The sequence below is a fragment of the Kitasatospora cathayae genome, from assembly GCF_027627435.1.
Lineage (GTDB): Bacteria > Actinomycetota > Actinomycetes > Streptomycetales > Streptomycetaceae > Kitasatospora > Kitasatospora cathayae.
Map to the genome: position 1 here is coordinate 3,325,224 of NZ_CP115450.1, position 15,786 is coordinate 3,341,009.

Annotated in this window: 14 protein-coding genes; 9 read left to right on the forward strand and 5 right to left on the reverse strand. The window is 73.9% G+C overall.

The window, feature by feature from the left end; all coding sequences use genetic code 11:
* Positions 1–7 precede the first annotated feature (7 nt).
* The 4 genes from O1G21_RS14580 to O1G21_RS14595 all read left to right on the forward strand — a co-directional run bounded on the left by O1G21_RS14580 (position 8) and on the right by O1G21_RS14595 (position 2,868).
* Positions 8–646, forward strand: coding sequence for an AIM24 family protein (locus O1G21_RS14580; RefSeq protein WP_270143967.1), 639 nt, complete (start codon positions 8–10; stop codon positions 644–646).
* Entirely contained in the window at positions 646–1,296 is a 651-nt protein-coding gene (locus O1G21_RS14585; RefSeq protein ID WP_270143969.1) for an AIM24 family protein, read from the forward strand. Before O1G21_RS14580 ends, O1G21_RS14585 begins: the two co-directional genes overlap by 1 nt.
* Positions 1,297–1,514: 218 nt before the next feature.
* Positions 1,515–2,312, forward strand: a complete 798-nt coding sequence (locus tag O1G21_RS14590; protein WP_270151000.1) for an AIM24 family protein — start codon at positions 1,515–1,517, stop codon at positions 2,310–2,312.
* A gap of 40 nt (positions 2,313–2,352) precedes the next feature.
* The gene (locus O1G21_RS14595; RefSeq protein WP_270143971.1) at positions 2,353–2,868 is read left to right on the forward strand and encodes a MarR family winged helix-turn-helix transcriptional regulator; all 516 of its coding nucleotides are present in this window, start codon (positions 2,353–2,355) and stop codon (positions 2,866–2,868) included.
* 80 nt (positions 2,869–2,948) lie between these two features.
* On the opposite strand, the gene meaB is transcribed toward O1G21_RS14595, so the two are convergent.
* Both meaB and O1G21_RS14605 read right to left on the reverse strand, forming a co-directional pair.
* Positions 2,949–3,905: a methylmalonyl Co-A mutase-associated GTPase MeaB gene (gene meaB, locus O1G21_RS14600; protein WP_270143973.1), complete on the reverse strand. Its 957-nt coding sequence runs from the start codon at positions 3,903–3,905 to the stop codon at positions 2,949–2,951.
* 95 nt (positions 3,906–4,000) lie between these two features.
* Positions 4,001–5,194 carry an acetyl-CoA C-acetyltransferase gene (locus O1G21_RS14605; RefSeq protein WP_270143974.1) on the reverse strand — a complete coding sequence of 398 codons (1,194 nt, stop codon included), beginning with the start codon at positions 5,192–5,194 and terminating at the stop codon, positions 4,001–4,003.
* A 255-nt stretch (positions 5,195–5,449) separates the two neighbouring features.
* Here O1G21_RS14605 and mce point away from each other — a divergent pair, with 255 nt between their 5' ends.
* The 3 genes from mce (at position 5,450) to O1G21_RS14620 (ending at position 12,206) form a co-directional block, all read left to right on the forward strand.
* Positions 5,450–5,893: a methylmalonyl-CoA epimerase gene (gene mce / locus O1G21_RS14610; protein ID WP_270143976.1), complete on the forward strand. Its 444-nt coding sequence runs from the start codon at positions 5,450–5,452 to the stop codon at positions 5,891–5,893.
* A 472-nt stretch (positions 5,894–6,365) separates the two neighbouring features.
* Entirely contained in the window at positions 6,366–11,159 is a 4,794-nt protein-coding gene (locus O1G21_RS14615) for a hypothetical protein (RefSeq protein WP_270143978.1), read from the forward strand.
* A 117-nt stretch (positions 11,160–11,276) separates the two neighbouring features.
* On the forward strand, positions 11,277–12,206 hold the full coding sequence (locus O1G21_RS14620) for a coiled-coil domain-containing protein (RefSeq protein WP_270143980.1): 930 nt from the start codon (positions 11,277–11,279) through the stop codon (positions 12,204–12,206).
* A 58-nt stretch (positions 12,207–12,264) separates the two neighbouring features.
* On the opposite strand, the gene O1G21_RS14625 is transcribed toward O1G21_RS14620, so the two are convergent.
* Both O1G21_RS14625 and O1G21_RS14630 read right to left on the reverse strand, forming a co-directional pair.
* Entirely contained in the window at positions 12,265–12,579 is a 315-nt protein-coding gene (locus tag O1G21_RS14625) for a hypothetical protein (protein ID WP_270143982.1), read from the reverse strand.
* Positions 12,576–13,370, reverse strand: a complete 795-nt coding sequence (locus O1G21_RS14630; protein ID WP_270143983.1) for an alpha/beta fold hydrolase — start codon at positions 13,368–13,370, stop codon at positions 12,576–12,578. The genes O1G21_RS14625 and O1G21_RS14630 overlap by 4 nt, the downstream gene beginning before the upstream one ends.
* 246 nt (positions 13,371–13,616) lie before the next feature.
* Here O1G21_RS14630 and O1G21_RS14635 point away from each other — a divergent pair, with 246 nt between their 5' ends.
* Entirely contained in the window at positions 13,617–14,621 is a 1,005-nt protein-coding gene (locus O1G21_RS14635) for an ABC transporter ATP-binding protein (RefSeq protein ID WP_270143985.1), read from the forward strand.
* Position 14,622: 1 nt separating this feature from the next.
* Positions 14,623–15,390 (forward strand): ABC transporter permease subunit, encoded by a 768-nt coding sequence (locus O1G21_RS14640; RefSeq protein ID WP_270143987.1) that lies wholly within the window; start codon positions 14,623–14,625, stop codon positions 15,388–15,390.
* A 33-nt stretch (positions 15,391–15,423) separates the two neighbouring features.
* On the opposite strand, the gene O1G21_RS14645 is transcribed toward O1G21_RS14640, so the two are convergent.
* Positions 15,424–15,747 carry an ATP/GTP-binding protein gene (locus O1G21_RS14645; RefSeq protein ID WP_270143989.1) on the reverse strand — a complete coding sequence of 108 codons (324 nt, stop codon included), beginning with the start codon at positions 15,745–15,747 and terminating at the stop codon, positions 15,424–15,426.
* Positions 15,748–15,786 lie beyond the last annotated feature (39 nt).

Sequence of the window (15,786 nt, forward strand, 5' to 3'; positions counted from 1 at the left end):
TGCGGCCGTGGCACAGTTCAGACTCCAGGGATCGCGGGTGCTCGCCGTCGAGTTGGGCGGCGACGCCGTCAAGGCCCGGCACGGCTCGATGGTCGCCTACACCGGCCAGATGACCTTCAAGAAGCTGACCGGTGGCGGGGACGGCCTGCGGGGCATGGTCACCCGCCGGCTCACCGGCGAACGGATGGCCGTCATGGAGGTGAAGGGGCAGGGCACCTGCTACTTCGCCGACAAGGCCACCGAGATCAACCTGGTCCGCCTCGACGGGGAGACGCTCCACGTCGAGGCGGACAACCTGCTCTGCACCGAGGCCGGTCTGCACACCGGCACCAGCTTCACCGGGCTGAACGGCGTCTCCTCGGGCAACGGGCTCTTCACCACCAAAGTGGAGGGCCACGGCTGGGCCGCCGTCACCTCCAACGGCCCGGCCGTCATCCTGCGGGTCAGCAGGGACATGCCGCTGCGGGTCGACCCGGGCGCGTACGTCGCGCACACCGGCAACCTGCACCGCAGCCTGAAGTCGGGCGCGGGCTGGACCACGGTGATCGGCGAGGGCGGCGGCGAGGCCGTCCAGGTCGAGTTCACCGGCGAGGGCCTGGTGTACGTCCAGCCCTCGGAGAAGGTCACCATCGGGGGTGACGTCTGATGGGCTTCACCCGGATCAACGGGAAGATGGTCGAGGCCCAGGTGCTGCCCGGCCAGCGGCTGTTCAGCCAGCGCGGGGCGATGCTCGGGTACACCGGCGACGTCCGGTTCACCCCGAACATCACCGGCGGGCAGGGCGGGGTGATGTCGATGATCGGCCGCCGGGTCGCCAACGAGGACACCCCGCTGATGACCGTCGAGGGCCACGGCCGGGTGATGTTCGGCCACGGCGGCCACCACGTCCAGGTGATCGACCTGACCGGCGAGGCCCTGTTCGTCGAAGCGGACCGGCTGCTCGCCTTCGAGGGCACGCTGCGGCAGTCCACCGTGTTCCTGGGCTCCCAGGGCGGGGTGATGGGCATGGTCCGCGGTCAGGTCAGCGGGCAGGGCCTGTTCACCACCCGGTTGGAGGGCCACGGCTCGGTCGCGGTGATGGCCCACGGCGGCGTCTTCGAGCTGCCGATCACCCCCGGCCAGCCGGTGCACGTCGATCCGCAGGCGTACGTGGCGCACCGCGGCGAGGTGCGCAACAAGCTGTCCACGGCGATCGGTTGGCGCGAGATGATCGGCCGCGGCTCGGGCGAGGCGTTCCAGCTGGAGCTGTCCGGGCAGGGCGCGGTGTACGTCCAGGCGAGCGAGGAGAAGCTCTGATGTCCTACCCTCCGCAGCCGCCGTACGGGCAGTCGCCGTACGGGCAGTCGCCGCACGACCAGCCGACCCAGCCGGGCTTCACGGTGCCGCCGGTGCCGCCGACGCCGGCGAACCACGGCCGCTCCTCGGACTACCCGCCGCCCCCGCCCCCGCCGCCCGGCTTCGTGGACCACCAACAGCCGTACGCCCAGGAGCAGTTCACCGGCCCGCCGGCCCCGCTGCCGACCACCCACGGCGGCCCGGGCCCGGTGGTCCACGACGCGTACACCCTGCCGGCCAACGACAACGTCAACCCGTACGCCTTCGCCGTCGACCTGAACGGCTCCTACTTCCTGCAGAAGGGCAAGATGGTCGCCTACTACGGCGACATCACCTTCCGCGGCGTCGGCGCCGGGATGGTCGACCGGGCGCTCGGCCTGCACTTCAACTCCCCGCTGCACGCGGCGGACTGGGTGGTCGCCCAGGGCACCGGCAAGCTGCTGCTGGCCGACCGCGCCTACGACCTCAACTCCTACGACCTGGACGACGGCAACCTGACCGTCCGCTCCGGCAACCTGCTCGCCTTCGACCCGGCGCTGCGGCTCAAGCAGTCGATCATCCCGGGCTTCCTGACGCTGATCGGCACCGGCCGCTTCGTCGCCGCCTCGAACGGGCCGGTGCACTTCGTGGAGCCGCCGATCCGGGTGGACCCGCAGGCGCTGGTCGGCTGGGCGGACTGCCCGGCGCCGTGCCACCACTACGACCACGACTACCTGCACGGGGTGGTCGGCGGCCTGCGGCGGCTGACCGGCCTCGGCGGCGCCTCCGGCGAGGAGCACCAGTTCGAGTTCATCGGCGCCGGGCAGGTGCTGGTGCAGTCGAGCGAGAAGCTGATGGCCGAGCGGTCGGTGGGCCGGGTGGACGCCGAGGCGGGCGTCCCGGGCGGCGGGGTGCCGGTCCAGCCGGACCACGGCGGCGACCCCCATACCCCGGGGCTCGGTAGCCTGGGCGAAATCGGTCGGCGTTTCGGCCTGTAAACTTGTACAAGATTGAACTAAATCGGCTATGCTGGATCCCATGGATACGCACACGATCGAGACTGCGGACACCCCCGAGCCGCAGCCCGAGGAGGAGACTCCCTGGCTGACCGCCAGGGAGCAGCGGATGTGGCGCGCCCATCTGGAGGTCGCCAAGCTGCTGGACTACCAGCTCAGCCGCGAACTCCAGCCCCACAACCTGGCCATCAACGACTACGAGATCCTGGTCGTCCTCTCCGAGGCCCCCGACCACCGGATGCGGATGACCGACCTCGCGACCGCCACCCTCCAGTCGAAGAGCCGGCTCTCGCACCAGATCACCCGCATGGAGAACGCCGGCCTGGTCCTGCGCCAGGAGTGCCCCGGCGACCGCCGCGGCCTCTACGCCCACCTCACCGAACAGGGCTGGGAAACCATGCAGCGCGTCGCCCCCGACCACGTCCGCAGCGTCCGGGCCCACTTCATCGACCGCTTCACCCCGGAACAGCTCGACGCCATCTACGAGGCCCTGGCCCCCGTCGCCGACCACCTCCGCAGCCTCCGCGGCCGCTCCTAGCCCCGGGAACACCCCGCGCCTGTGGACAGGAAGTCGGCCGGGCCGACTTCCTGTGCACAGGTCCGGACGGGGCGACCCGCTCAGTTCGTGGTCAGGCCCGCCACGAGTTCGTCGGCGGCGCCGTACGGGTCGAGGTGGCCGGTGACGACGCGTTCGGCGAGGCCGGCCAGGTGGCGGTCGCCGGAGAGGTCGCCGATCCGGGCGCGCAGTTCGGCCAGGGCGATGGCCTCGATCTCCTGGGCGGCCCGGCGGCGGCGGCGCGCGGCCAGTTCGCCGTGCTCCTCCAGCCAGGCGCGGTGCTTCTCCAGCGCCTCGACCACCTCGTCCACGCCCTCGCCGCGCGCCGCGACGGTCTTGACGATCGGCGGGCGCCAGTCCCCCGGTTCGCGGGCCTCGCCGAGGCCCAGCATGTGGTTGAGCTCCCGGGCGGTGGCGTCGGCGCCGTCCCGGTCGGCCTTGTTGACCACGAAGACGTCGCCGATCTCCAGGATGCCCGCCTTGGCCGCCTGGATGCCGTCGCCCATCCCGGGGGCGAGCAGCACCACGGCGGTGTCGGCCTGGGCGGCGATCTCGACCTCGGACTGGCCCACGCCCACGGTCTCGACCAGGATCACCTCGCACCCGGCCGCGTCCAGCACCCGCAGCGCCTGCGGCGCCGCCCAGGACAGCCCGCCCAGGTGCCCGCGGGTGGCCATCGAGCGGATGAACACCTCGGGGTCGGTCGCGTGGTCCTGCATCCGGACCCGGTCGCCCAGCAGCGCCCCGCCGGAGAACGGCGAGGACGGGTCGACGGCGAGCACCCCGACCCGCTTGCCGAGCCGCCGGTAGGCGGAGACCAGCGCCGAGGTGGAGGTGGACTTGCCGACCCCGGGCGAGCCGGTCAGGCCCACGGTGTACGCCTGCCCGGTGTACGGCGCGAGCGCGGCCATCGCCTCCCGCAGCTGCGGCGCGGCGTTCTCGACCAGCGTGATCAGCCGGGCGACCGCCCGCGGCCGGCCCTCCCGGGCCTGCTCGACCAGCGTGGCGACATCGATCATGGGGGATCTCCTTGCGCAGATGCCGACGGACGGCGGATGCCGAAGGGGCTGCGGACCACTTGTGGCGGTCCGCAGCCCCGAGGTCAGAGCGGTGATCAGGCCTTCGGCACGCGCACGATCAGCGCGTCGCCCTGGCCGCCGCCGCCGCACAGGGCGGCCGCGCCGACCCCGCCGCCGCGGCGCTGCAGCTCCAGCGCGAGGGTGAGCACCACGCGGGCGCCGGACATGCCGATCGGGTGGCCGAGCGCGATCGCGCCGCCGTTGACGTTGACGATGTCGGAGGAGACGCCCAGGTCCTTCATCGACTGGTGGGCGACGGCGGCGAAGGCCTCGTTGATCTCGATCAGGTCGAGGTCGGAGACCTCCAGGCCCTCCTTGGACAGCGCGTGCTTGATCGCGTTGGACGGCTGCGACTGCAGCGAGTTGTCCGGGCCGGCCACGTTGCCGTGCGCGCCGATCTCGGCGATCCAGGTCAGGCCCAGCTCCTCCGCCTTGGCCTTGCTCATCACGACCACGGCGGCGGCGCCGTCGGAGATCTGCGAGGAGGTGCCGGCGGTGATCGTGCCGTCCTTGGTGAAGGCCGGGCGCAGCTTGGCGAGGCCCTCGACGGTGGTGTCGGCGCGGATGCCCTCGTCCTGGCTGAACAGGACCGGCTCGCCCTTGCGCTGCGGGATGGCGACCGGGACGATCTCGGCGTCGAAGACGCCGTCGGCCTGCGCCTTGGCGGCGCGCTGGTGGGAGGCGGCGGCGATCTCGTCCTGCACCTCGCGCGGGATGCCCAGGCGGGTGTTGTGCTTCTCGGTGGACTCGCCCATCGGGATGTTCTCGTAGGCGTCGGTCAGGCCGTCGTACGCCATGGCGTCGAGCACCTCGACCGCGCCGTACTTGTAGCCCTCGCGGGACTTCGGCAGCAGGTGCGGGGCGTTGGTCATCGACTCCTGGCCGCCGGCCACCACGATGTCGAACTCGCCGGCCCGGATCAGCTGGTCGGCCAGGGCGATGGCGTCCAGGCCGGAGAGGCAGACCTTGTTGACGGTCAGCGCCGGGACGTTCATCGGGATGCCGGCCTTGACGGCCGCCTGGCGGGCCGGGATCTGGCCGGCGCCGGCCTGCAGCACCTGGCCCATGATCACGTACTGGACCTGCTCACCCGTGATCCCGGCCCGCTCCAGCGCGCCCTTGATCGCGAAGCCGCCGAGGTCGGCACCGGAGAAGCCCTTGAGGGAGCCGAGCAGGCGACCCATCGGGGTCCGCGCACCGGCAACGATCACAGAGGTGGTGTTGGTCATGGGACGGGCCCCTTCGCACGTCGTGGCCAGGTGAGGATGCGCTCAGGGTACTGACCCGTTTTCCGCCCGTCACCGGAGCGACGGTGTGATCGAGCGCACTGGCACCATCCAGTCAACACCGTGTCAACACGGTCCGGGTGAACGTTCGGGTGAAACCCGTGCGTGTGAGCAGGCTCGCACGTCCGGCACTGGCGCGGCCTCGGGCCCGTACGCTGCACTGGGTGCCACTTTCCGTCCACCGCCCTGGAGGCCGCCGTGCTGACCCGTATCGACCACATCGGCATCGCCTGCCGAGACCTCGACAAGACGGTCGAGTTCTACCGCGCCACCTACGGCTTCGAGGTGTTCCACAGCGAGGTCAACGAGGAGCAGGGCGTCCGCGAGGCGATGCTCCGGATCAACGGCACGGACGACGGCGGCGCCTCGTACCTCCAGTTGCTCGAGCCCACCCGGCCGGACTCCACCGTCGCCAAGTGGCTGGAGAAGAACGGCGAGGGCGTGCACCACATCGCCTTCGGCACGGCCGACGTGGACGGCGACGCCGAGGCCATCCGCGGCAAGGGCGTCCGGGTCCTCTACGACCAGCCGCGGATCGGCTCGATGGGCTCGCGGATCACCTTCCTCCACCCCAAGGACTGCGGCGGCGTGCTGACCGAGCTGGTCACCTCCGCCCAGCCGACCGAGCGCGAAGGGCACTGAGAACCACCGGACGCCGCACTCGACCCTAGCGACCCGTCAGTAACCTGGTCCGCCAGCCGGAAAACCCCCACGCGGCCATTCCCCCGCAGTGCGCTCCCACTACAATGCCCAGGTGCGCGACGACTCCGGGGGACGGAGGCGGCGGGCACGGCCGATGACAGGCCTGTCCGCCCTCCGGTGGTCGGCCCGTCGCAGGGGAGTCCAGTACGCGGGCACGGCTGAACAGTCGCAAGACGGATCTGTCACCATTCTCCACAGGCAAGAGTTCGCCCAGGAGTCCACCCGGACGGGGGAACGCGGCACCCCCGCGTTCCCGCGGCCAGGACTCCGACGACCGCGGCGGACGCCCCCGGCTTGGCAGGGGGCCGTCCGGTGACCGCGGATGCAAGGACCAGTCGGACCGGCACCCGGACACGGGAGCCCCGGACCGGCCGGGTCGAGGACGCGACCAGGAGATGGATGGGACCGCGGAGTGCGGGGCAACGACCGCTACGAGGCTGACGATCACCTCTCCCAGTTCGAGGCCGAGATGGGTCGGACTCGGAAGGAGCGGGACAAGGCAGTCGAGCATGCCGAGGACCTCGCCTACCAGGTGGAGGTGCTCCGGGCCAAGCTGCACGAGTCCCGGCGCATGCTCGCCCAGCCGCGCGCCTTCGACGCCGTCTCCGGCCAGGCCGAGCAGATGCTCCGCACCGCCGAGATGCAGGCCCAGCAGATGCGCGCCGACGCCGAGCGCCAGCTGCGCGACTCCCAGGCCGCCACCCAGCGGATCATGGCCGAGGCCGCCGAGCGCACCGCCCGGCTGGAGGCCGAGCTCGCCGCCCGCCGCCGTCAGCTGGAGGACGAGCTCACCGAGCTGCGCCGCACCGCCGAGCAGCACGTCAACGGCTGGGCCGAGCAGACCCGGACCGGGTCCGAGCAGGAGGCCCAGCGCCTGCTGCAGGAGGCCCGTGCCGAGGCCGAGCGGATGGTCGCCGCCGCCCGCGCCGAGGCCGCCGCCCTCTCCGACCAGGCCCGCGCCCAGACCGCCGCCGACGTGGACGCCGCCCGCGGCGAGGCCCAGGCCGCCGCCGAGGCCGCCCTGCAGAAGGCCCAGAGCGACGCCGAGCGGCTGCTGCGCGCCGCCTCCGAGCACGCCCAGCAGGCCGGCGCCCAGGCCGCCGCCGACGTGGACGCGGCCCGCGGCCAGGCCCAGCAGGAGCTGGCCGCCGCCCATGCCGCCGCCGAGCAGCAGCTGGCCGCCGCGCAGGCCGAGATCGGCCGGCTCAAGGAGCAGGCCGCCGCCGAGCAGGCCCGCGCCGAGCAGCAGCTCAGCGCCGCGAAGACCGAGATAGAGCGACTGCGGGCCGAGGCGATCGCCGAGGCCGAGCGCACCCGCCGGGAGGCCGCCGAGCTGCGTGCCCAGGCCGAGCAGGCCGCCGAGCAGCTCCAGGCCGACGCCGAGGCCGCCGCCGAGCGCAAGGTCGCCGACGGCGAGGCCGCCACCGAACAGCGTTCCCAGACCGCCCGGGCCGAGATCGCCCGACTGGTCGCCCAGGCCACCAAGGAGTCCGAGGCGATCCGCGCGGAGGCCGAGGCCCTCCGGGCCGAGGCGGCCACCAGGCAGGCCGAGGCGGACGCCGCCAAGGCCGCCGCCGCCGAGGAGGGCGAGCGGCTGCGGGCCACCGCCGAGTCGGTCGCCGCCCAGCTGAAGGCCGAGGCCGAGGCCGCGATCGCCGAGCTGCGCGCCCAGGCCGAGCGGGACGTGGCCGAGCTGCGGGCGCAGGCCGAGGCCGACGCCCAGCGGCTGCGCGGCGAGGCCGAGGAGGCGGGCCGCGCGGCCGGCGCCAAGGACGCCACCGTCCACCTCGCCAAGGCCGCCAAGACTGCCGAGGAGGTGCTCGGCCGGGCCAACCAGGACGCCGAGGCCGCGCGCAGCGAGGCCGCCACCGAGGCCGAGCGGATCCGCGCCGAGGCCCGCGCCGAGGCCCAGCGACTGCGCGAGCAGGCCCAGGCCGCCGTCGAGCAGGCCCAGAACGCCGCCCTGGACGACGCCGCCGCGATCCGCGAGCGGATCGAGCAGATGCAGGACGAGGCGGCCCGACTGCGGGCCGAGGCCGAGGAGCTGCGCGCCCAGGCCGCCGCCGAGGCCGACCGGGTCCGCAGCGAGGCCCGCCGCCAGGCCGTCCTGCAGATCGAGGAGTCGGCGAAGAACGCCGAGGAGCTGCTCACCAAGGCCAAGGCCGACGCGGACGAGCTGCGCGCGGGCGCGGCCGGGGAGATCGAGCGGCTGCGCGAGCAGGCCCAGGAGCAGGCCGCCGAGACCCAGGGCCGGGCCGAGCAGACCCTGGCCCGGGCCCGGGCCGAGGCCGAGAAGATCACCGCCGCGGCCGAGCAGCAGGGCCAGGACGCCCTGGCCGCCGCCAAGGCCGCGGCCGCCGAGAACCGCACCGCGGCCGAGCGCGAGACCGCCGAACTCCGGCGCGACGCGGCCGAGTTCGACCAGCGGGTGCGGTCCGAGGCGAGCGCCGCCGCGCAGGCCCTGACCGCCGACGCCCAGGCCGAGGCGAACGCCGTCCGGGACGCCGCGGTCGCCGACGCCGAGCGGGTGCGCACCGAGGCCGACACCGAGGCCGCCCGCACCCGGGCCGAGGCCGAGGCCGCCGCGAACGCGCTGCGCGAGGAGAGCCGGCGCGAGTACGAGGAGGCCGCCGCCGGGCTGCGCCGTGAGCGCGAGGAGACCGCCGAGCAGCTGGCCGGCGCCCGGACCGCCCGCGAGCAGGCCGAGCAGGCCGCCGCCGAGCTGACCGAGCGCACCACCGCCGAGACCGCCGAGGTCCGCGCGGCCGCCGACCGCTACGCCGCCGAACAGCGCGAGAGCGCCGACCGCGAGACCGCCGAGCTGCGCGCCCTCGCCCAGCAGGAGACCACCCAGCAGCGCGAGAACGCCGAGGCCTACGCCGACCGCGTCCGCACCGAAGCCGAACAGCACGCCGCCGCGCTCACCGAGCGCACCGCCGCCGAGACCGCCGAGCAGCGCGAGGGCGCCGACCGGTACGCCACCAAGCAGCGCGCGGACGCCGACCACTACGCCGCCGAACAGCGCGAGAACGCCGACCGGTACGCCGCCACCCAGCGCGCCGAGGCCGAGCAGACCGCCGCCGAGCTGCGCGCCGAGGCCGAGCTGTACGCCGTCGACCGCCGCGCCGAGGCCGACGAGCTGCTGGAGCGGGCCGCGGACGCCGCCGAGCAGCGCCGGGCGGAGGCCGCCCAGGACGCCAAGGCGACCCGCGAGAAGGCCGCCGCCGAGCTGGCCCTCGCCAACGAGCAGGCCGAGACCGTACGGGCCGAGGCCGGCCGGGAGCTGTCCGAGGCCCGCGCCACCGCCGACGAGATCCGCGCCGAGGCCACCGCCGTCCTGGAGCGGGCCAAGGCCGACGGCGAGGACGTGCTCGCCGCCGCACGGGCCGAGGGCGCCGAGCTGGTCGCCGCCGCCGAGGAGGAGGCCGCCGAGGTCCGCCAATCGGTGGCCGGCCTGCACGAGGCCGCCGCCGAGCAGATCGCCGCGCTGCGGGCCACCGCCGAGCAGGAGGCCGCGGACACCCGCGCCCTGGCCGAGCAGGACGCCGCCGAGACCCGCGCCCTGGCCGAGCGGGAGACCGCGGAGCAGCGCGAGCTCGCCGAGCGCGAGACGACCGAGCAGCGCGAGCTGGCCGACCGGTACGCCGCCGAGGTGCGCGAGCTGGCCGACCGGGAGACCGCCGAGCAGCGCGCGGCGGCCGAGGAGTACAGCGCCGAGCAGCGCGAGGCCGCCGACAAGTACGGCGCCGACCTGCGCGCCCGCGCCGAGGCCGAGACCGCCGCCCTGCGCGAGCAGACCGAGCTCGAGCTCACCGCCGAGCGCGAGGCCGCCGAGGCCGAGCTCGGCCGCCAGCGGGCCGAGGCCCAGGCCTACGACGAGCAGCTGCGCGCCGACGCCGAGGCCGAGCTGCGCGCCGCCCAGGAGGCCGCGGAGCAGCTGCGCGCGGACGCCGAGGCGCAGGCCGCCCGTACGGTGGCGGACGCCGAGGCCCAGGCCGCCCGGACCGTCGCCGACGCCGAGGAGCTGGCCGCCGGGCTGCGCGCCGAGGCCGAGGAGTACGCCCTCGCCACCCGCACCCTGGCCGACGAGTACGACGCCGCCACCCACTCCCGCGCCGACGCCTACGACGCGGAGACCAGGGAGGCCGCCGAGCAGTTCGACAAGGCCACCCGGGAGCGGGCCAAGTCCGTCCTGGAGAAGGCCTTCGCGGACGCCGAGGCGCTCGGCGAGGACGCCCAGACCACCGCGCTGGCCACCACCGCCGCCGCCGAGGAGCAGGCGGACGCGATGGTCGCCGCCGCCCGCAAGGAGGCCGACCGGCTGGTCGCGGCCGGCGAGGCGGCCGGTCAGGCCGAGGTCGAGAAGGGCCGCTCCGACGCCGACGCGCTGCTCGCCGAGGCCCGTCGGGACGCCACCGCGATCCGCGAGCGCGCCGAGGAGCTGCGCGAGCGCACCGACGCCGAGGTGGAGGCGCTGCACGAGCGGGCCCGCAAGGAGAACGCGGCGGCCATGAAGTCGGCCGGCGAGCGGGTGGACGCACTGGTGACGGCCGCCCAGGAGCAGCTGACCGAGGCCGAGGAGCAGGCGGTGGCCACCGTCGCCGAGGCCGAGGACCGGGCCGCCGCCCTGGTCGCCGCCGCCGAGGAGCGGGCCGCCGAGCTCACCTCGGAGGCGTCCGCGGAGGCCAGCAAGGTCCGGCTGTCCGCCGTCCGCAAGGCGGAGGGCCTGCTCAAGGAGGCCGAGACCAAGCTCGCCAACTCCACCGACCGCGCCGAGTCGCTGATCGAGAAGGCCGAGGCCAAGCTGGCGTCGGCCGAGGCGGAGGCCGAGGAGCGGCTCGACAGCGCGGCCACCGAGGCGGAGAAGCGGCTGCAGGACGCCGACCGCACCGCGGAGGAGCAGGTCGAGCTGGCGAAGGCGGAGGCCGAGCGGATCGTCGCCGAGGCGAAGGCCGAGGCCAAGCGGGTCACCGACGAGGGCCGGCGCGAGCTGGACGAGCTGGTGCGCCGCCGCAAGGACATCAACACCGAGATCTCCAGGGTCCAGGACGTGCTGTCGGCGCTGGAGGCGTTCGAGGCACCGTCACCGGTCGCCCAGGCCAACGGGGGAAGCAACACCAAGAAGGACGGGGGTGCCAAGGCCGGTGCCGGAGTTGGCTCCCCCCGGTCGGGTGGCAATCGCTCCAAGAACGCACCACCCGATTGAGCGGACATTGGCGGTCATTGTCCGTGAGACAACGGCATTTCGCCGTCGACACTCCGGTACCGTGTCAGGATTCCCTCAACCACCTCAGCGGTTTGACGACAGGAAGCCCAGAGTCCCATGAGCGACAGTCACTCCCCTCACGGCTTCGACCTGGTGCGCCGTGGGTACGAGCGCGCCCAGGTCGACGAGCGGATCACCAAGCTGGTGGCCGACCGTGACAGTGCCTTGACCCGGATCAGCGCGCTGGAGAAGCGCATCGAGGAGCTCCACCTGGAGACCCAGACCGCCCAGGCGGCGGTCGCCGATGCGGAGCCCTCCTACGCCGGTCTCGGCGCCCGGGTCGAGAAGATCCTGCGACTGGCCGAGGAGGAGGCCAAGGACCTGCGCGACGAGGCGCACCGCGCTGCCGAGCAGCACCGCGAGCTGGCCGAGGCCGCCGCCCAGCAGGTCCGCACCGAGGCCGAGAACTACGCCAAGGACCGCAAGGCCAAGGCGGAGGACGAGGGCCTGCGGATCGTCGACAAGGCGAAGAGCGACTCCGCCCAGCTGCGCGCCGAGGCCAACAAGGACGCCCAGAACAAGCGCGAGGAGGCGGACGCCCTCTTCGAGGAGACCCGCACCAAGGCCGCCCAGGCCGCACTGGAGTTCGAGACCAACCTGGCCAAGCGCCGGGAGCAGTCCGAGCGCGACCTGGCCGCCCGTCAGGCCAAGGCCGAGAAGCGCCTCGCCGAGATCGAGCACCGGGCCGAGCAGCTGCGCCTGGAGGCCGAGAAGCTGCGCACCGACGCCGAGCGCCGCGCCCGCCAGACCGTCGAGACGGCCCAGCGCCAGTCCGAGGACATCGTGGCGGACGCCAACGCCAAGGCGGACCGCATCCGCAGCGAGTCCGAGCGCGAGCTGGCGGCGCTGACCAACCGTCGCGACAGCATCAACGCCCAGCTGACCAACGTCCGCGAGATGCTGGCGACGCTGACCGGCGCGGCCGTGGCCGCCGCCTCGCTGCCGAACGACGACACCATGGGCGTGCCCGCCCAGCAGTCGCGCTGACGGCCGACACCGACGGGCCCTCACCCTCCCGGGTGAGGGCCCGTCGACTTTCCCCGCGTCACCACCTCGGGTAGGCCCCGTCGGGCCGCTGGTGCCCGCTGCTGAGCTGGTTGCCCTCGTCGTCCGAGACGGTGCCGAACCAGGAGGTACACCAGACCGACACCGAGTCGGGCCAGTACTGCACCTCGAACGGGTGCCCGGGCCCGTAGTCGCCGTACGAGGTGACGGTGAAGGTCTCGCCCGGGCGCAGCCAGTAGTCCTCGCCGAGCGGCTCCAGGGTCAGCTCCAGCAGCCCCTCGCCGCGGTTCGTCACCGGCATCCGGCCGGTGACCTCGAGCGCGGAGAAGTCCCAGCCCGCCGCGTCCGGGCTCATCCGGCCACCCGGGCGAGCAGTCGGCGGACGGCGGCGTCGAACGCCCCCGGGGACTCCAGGGCGCTGAGGTGTCCCACGCCGGGGACGACGGTCAGCTCGGCGTCCGGGCGGGCCTGGACCATGAGTTCGGCCTCCTCCGGCGGCACCAGGGCGTCCTGGGCGCCGGCGACGACGGCGAGCGGCACCCGGAGGCCGGCCAGCACGTCCAGGGAGTCCGGGCGGCCCGCCATGGCCCGCTGGGCCCAGGCGACGGCGGCCGGCGACGCGGCGGCCACCATCTCCTGCACCCGGTCCACCAGGTGCTGCGAGTCGGGCCCGAGCTGCCCGGCCGCCACCCGCTCGTCCAGCAGCAACCGGACGCTGTCCCGGGCGGTGACGGCGGCGGCGATCCGCTCCCGGTTGGCCCGGGCGGCGTCGGTGTCGGCGGTGGCCCGGGTGTTGGCCAGCAGCAGGCCGGACAGCCGGTCCGGGTGGCGGCGGGCGAAGGCGAGGGCCACGTAACCGCCCATGGAGAGCCCGCCGACCACCGCGCGGTCGATCCCGGCCGCGTCCAGCAGCAGCGCCAGGTCGTCGGCGACCAGGTCCAGCGAGGGCTCGTCGGCGCCCAGCTCGGTGCCGCCGAAACCCCGCTGGTCGGGGGCGAGCACCCGGACCTCGTCCCCGGTCAGTCCGGGCAGCGCGTCCAGCTGGGCGGACCACATCGAGGCGTTCAACGGAAAGGCGTGCAACAGCACGAGGGGTGTTCCGGTACCGCTCTCGCGGACCGATACTGCGGAGGGGAGCTGGGTCATGCGCCCACCTCGCTACGCTCGGCAGGGGCATAACCCAACGCGCACCTCTCAACGATTCGCTCGCTTCGCTCGCTCATGCGCCCACCTCGCTACGCTCGGCAGGGGCATAACCCAACGCGCACCTCTCAACGATTCGCTCGCTTCGCTCGCTCATGCGCCCACCGTATTCGGGTGTGCCCGGCAGGCCCACTCAGCGGGCCGCCTTGCCTGCTTTGTCCTAACCTGACAGAGAGTAAGGGAGCGCGAATGATCGAGTTGCACGACCTGACGAAACGTTACGGCAAGACGCTCGCGGTGGACCGGCTCGGCTTCTCGGTCCCCCCGGGAGTGGTCACCGGCTTCCTCGGCCCCAACGGCGCGGGCAAGTCCACCACCATGCGCATGATCCTCGACCTGGACCGCCCGACCGGCGGCCGGGTCACCATCGACGGCAAGCGCTACGGACAGCTCAGCGAGCCGCTCAGGAAGATCGGCGCCCTGCTGGAGGCCAGGGCCGTCCACCCCGGCCGCACCGCCCGCGACCACCTGCTCTGGCTCGCCCAGAGCAACCGACTCCCCGAGCGCCGGGTGGACGAGGTGCTCGCCCTGGTCGGCCTCACCCCGGTCGCCCGCAAGCGGGCCCGCGGCTTCTCGCTCGGCATGGGCCAGCGCCTGGGCATCGCCTCCGCGCTGCTCGGCGACCCGGAGATCGTCATGTTCGACGAGCCGGTCAACGGACTGGACCCGGAGGGCATCCTCTGGATCCGCAACCTGATGAAGCGCCTCGCCGGCGAGGGCCGGACGGTCTTCGTCTCCTCCCACCTGATGAGCGAGATGGCCGTCACCGCCGACCACCTGGTGGTCATCGGCAAGGGCCGGCTGCTCGCCGACCTGCCGATGCCGGAGTTCATCCGGCGCAACTCCCGCTCCGCCGTACGGCTGCGCAGCCCGCAGCCGGAACGCCTGCTCGACGTCCTGGCCGGAGCCGGCCTGCGGCACGAGCCGGGCCCGGACGGCTCCTACGAGGTGGTCGACGGCGACCTCGCGGACCTCGGCGAGCTGGCCGCCTCGCACGGCGTGGTGCTGCACGAACTCAGCCCGCAGCAGGCCTCGTTGGAGGAGGCGTTCATGCAGATGACGGCGGACTCGGTGGAGTACCACGCGGGCGACGGCCCGGGTCGGGACGCGGCCGGCGCGCCCGGCGCCTGGGGCGCGGGCTGGAAGGCGGACGGCAACCGGCCGACCGCGGCCGTGCGGCAGGAGGAGAACTGAGATGACGTCCTTCCCGGCGATCCTGCGCTCCGAGTGGACGAAGATCCGCAGCGTCCGCTCCACCGTCTGGACCCTCGCGCTGGCCTTCGTGGTCACCGTGGGCATCGGCGCGCTGCTGTCCCTGCTCACCGCCGACAACTTCACCGAGTTCCGGCGCCACGACCAGAGCCCCTTCGACGCCACCGGCACGGCCTTCTCCGGCATCATGCTCGGCGAGCTGGCCATCATCGTCTTCGGCGTGCTGGCGGTCGGCAACGAGTACAGCAGCGGCATGATCCGGGTCACCCTGGCCGCCGTCCCCCAACGCGGCACCCTGCTCACCGGCAAGGCCGTGGTGCTCGGCGCGCTGGCCCTCGCGGTCTCGCTGGTGACGGCCTTCGTCACCTTCTTCGTCGGCCAGGCGCTCCTCGGCTCGCACTCCACCACCCTGAGCGCGCCGAACGTGCTGCGGGCGGTGCTCGGCGCCGCGCTGTACCTGACGATGCTCTGCCTGTTCTCGGCCGGCGTCACCGCCATGCTGCACAACCAGACGCTCGCGCTGGGCGTGCTGGTGCCGTTCTTCTTCCTGCTCTCGCCGATCCTCTCGGCGGTGCCGAAGGTCAAGACCCTCGCCCACTACTTCCCCGACTACGCCGGCTCGCGGATGCTGCTGGTGTACGAGCAGAACGGCCAGCCGTACGGTCCGTGGGCGGGCTTCACCATCTGCCTGGCCTGGACCCTGGCGGCCCTGGTCGGCGGCGCGCTGGTGCTCAAGGACCGCGACGCCTGAGGCCAGCCGGGCCCTTTCGGTGCGGCCGGGCTCTCAGTACCGCGGAGCGCTGCGGCCCCGCGGGATGTTGGCGGCCCGGCGCTCCCGCGCTCCCCAGCACGCGCGGTGCCAGTGCCGCCGGTCGTCCACCCCGCCGCCGTGCATCGGCCAGGCCACCACGTGGCCCACCCCGGGCGGGATCTCCTGGTCGCAGCCCGGGCAGCGGTAGAACCGCCCCGAGGTGCCCGCGACCGTCTGCACCACCCAGTCGTCGCCCTGGTAGCTCTCGGTACGGCGCAGCGATCCGCCGAGCGGGGCGGCGGCCGGCTTGGCGCTCTCGCGGGGGGCGGCGCTCTTGATCCGGTTGCGGCGGGGCACGGCGGACTGCCTCTCTTCCGGGGGCACGAAGTCGTTCCA

Bases quoted from the DNA above. Each gene is read 5' to 3' on its own strand.
- O1G21_RS14585 (WP_270143969.1), top strand. From the start codon at position 646: ATGGGCTTCACCCGGATCAACGGGAAGATGGTCGAGGCCCAGGTGCTG.
- O1G21_RS14595 (WP_270143971.1), top strand. From the start codon at position 2,353: ATGGATACGCACACGATCGAGACTGCGGACACCCCCGAGCCGCAGCCC.
- meaB (WP_270143973.1), bottom strand. From the start codon at position 3,905: ATGATCGATGTCGCCACGCTGGTCGAGCAGGCCCGGGAGGGCCGGCCG.
- O1G21_RS14605 (WP_270143974.1), bottom strand. From the start codon at position 5,194: ATGACCAACACCACCTCTGTGATCGTTGCCGGTGCGCGGACCCCGATG.
- O1G21_RS14620 (WP_270143980.1), top strand. From the start codon at position 11,277: ATGAGCGACAGTCACTCCCCTCACGGCTTCGACCTGGTGCGCCGTGGG.
- O1G21_RS14625 (WP_270143982.1), bottom strand. From the start codon at position 12,579: ATGAGCCCGGACGCGGCGGGCTGGGACTTCTCCGCGCTCGAGGTCACC.
- O1G21_RS14630 (WP_270143983.1), bottom strand. From the start codon at position 13,370: ATGACCCAGCTCCCCTCCGCAGTATCGGTCCGCGAGAGCGGTACCGGA.
- O1G21_RS14635 (WP_270143985.1), top strand. From the start codon at position 13,617: ATGATCGAGTTGCACGACCTGACGAAACGTTACGGCAAGACGCTCGCG.
- O1G21_RS14640 (WP_270143987.1), top strand. From the start codon at position 14,623: ATGACGTCCTTCCCGGCGATCCTGCGCTCCGAGTGGACGAAGATCCGC.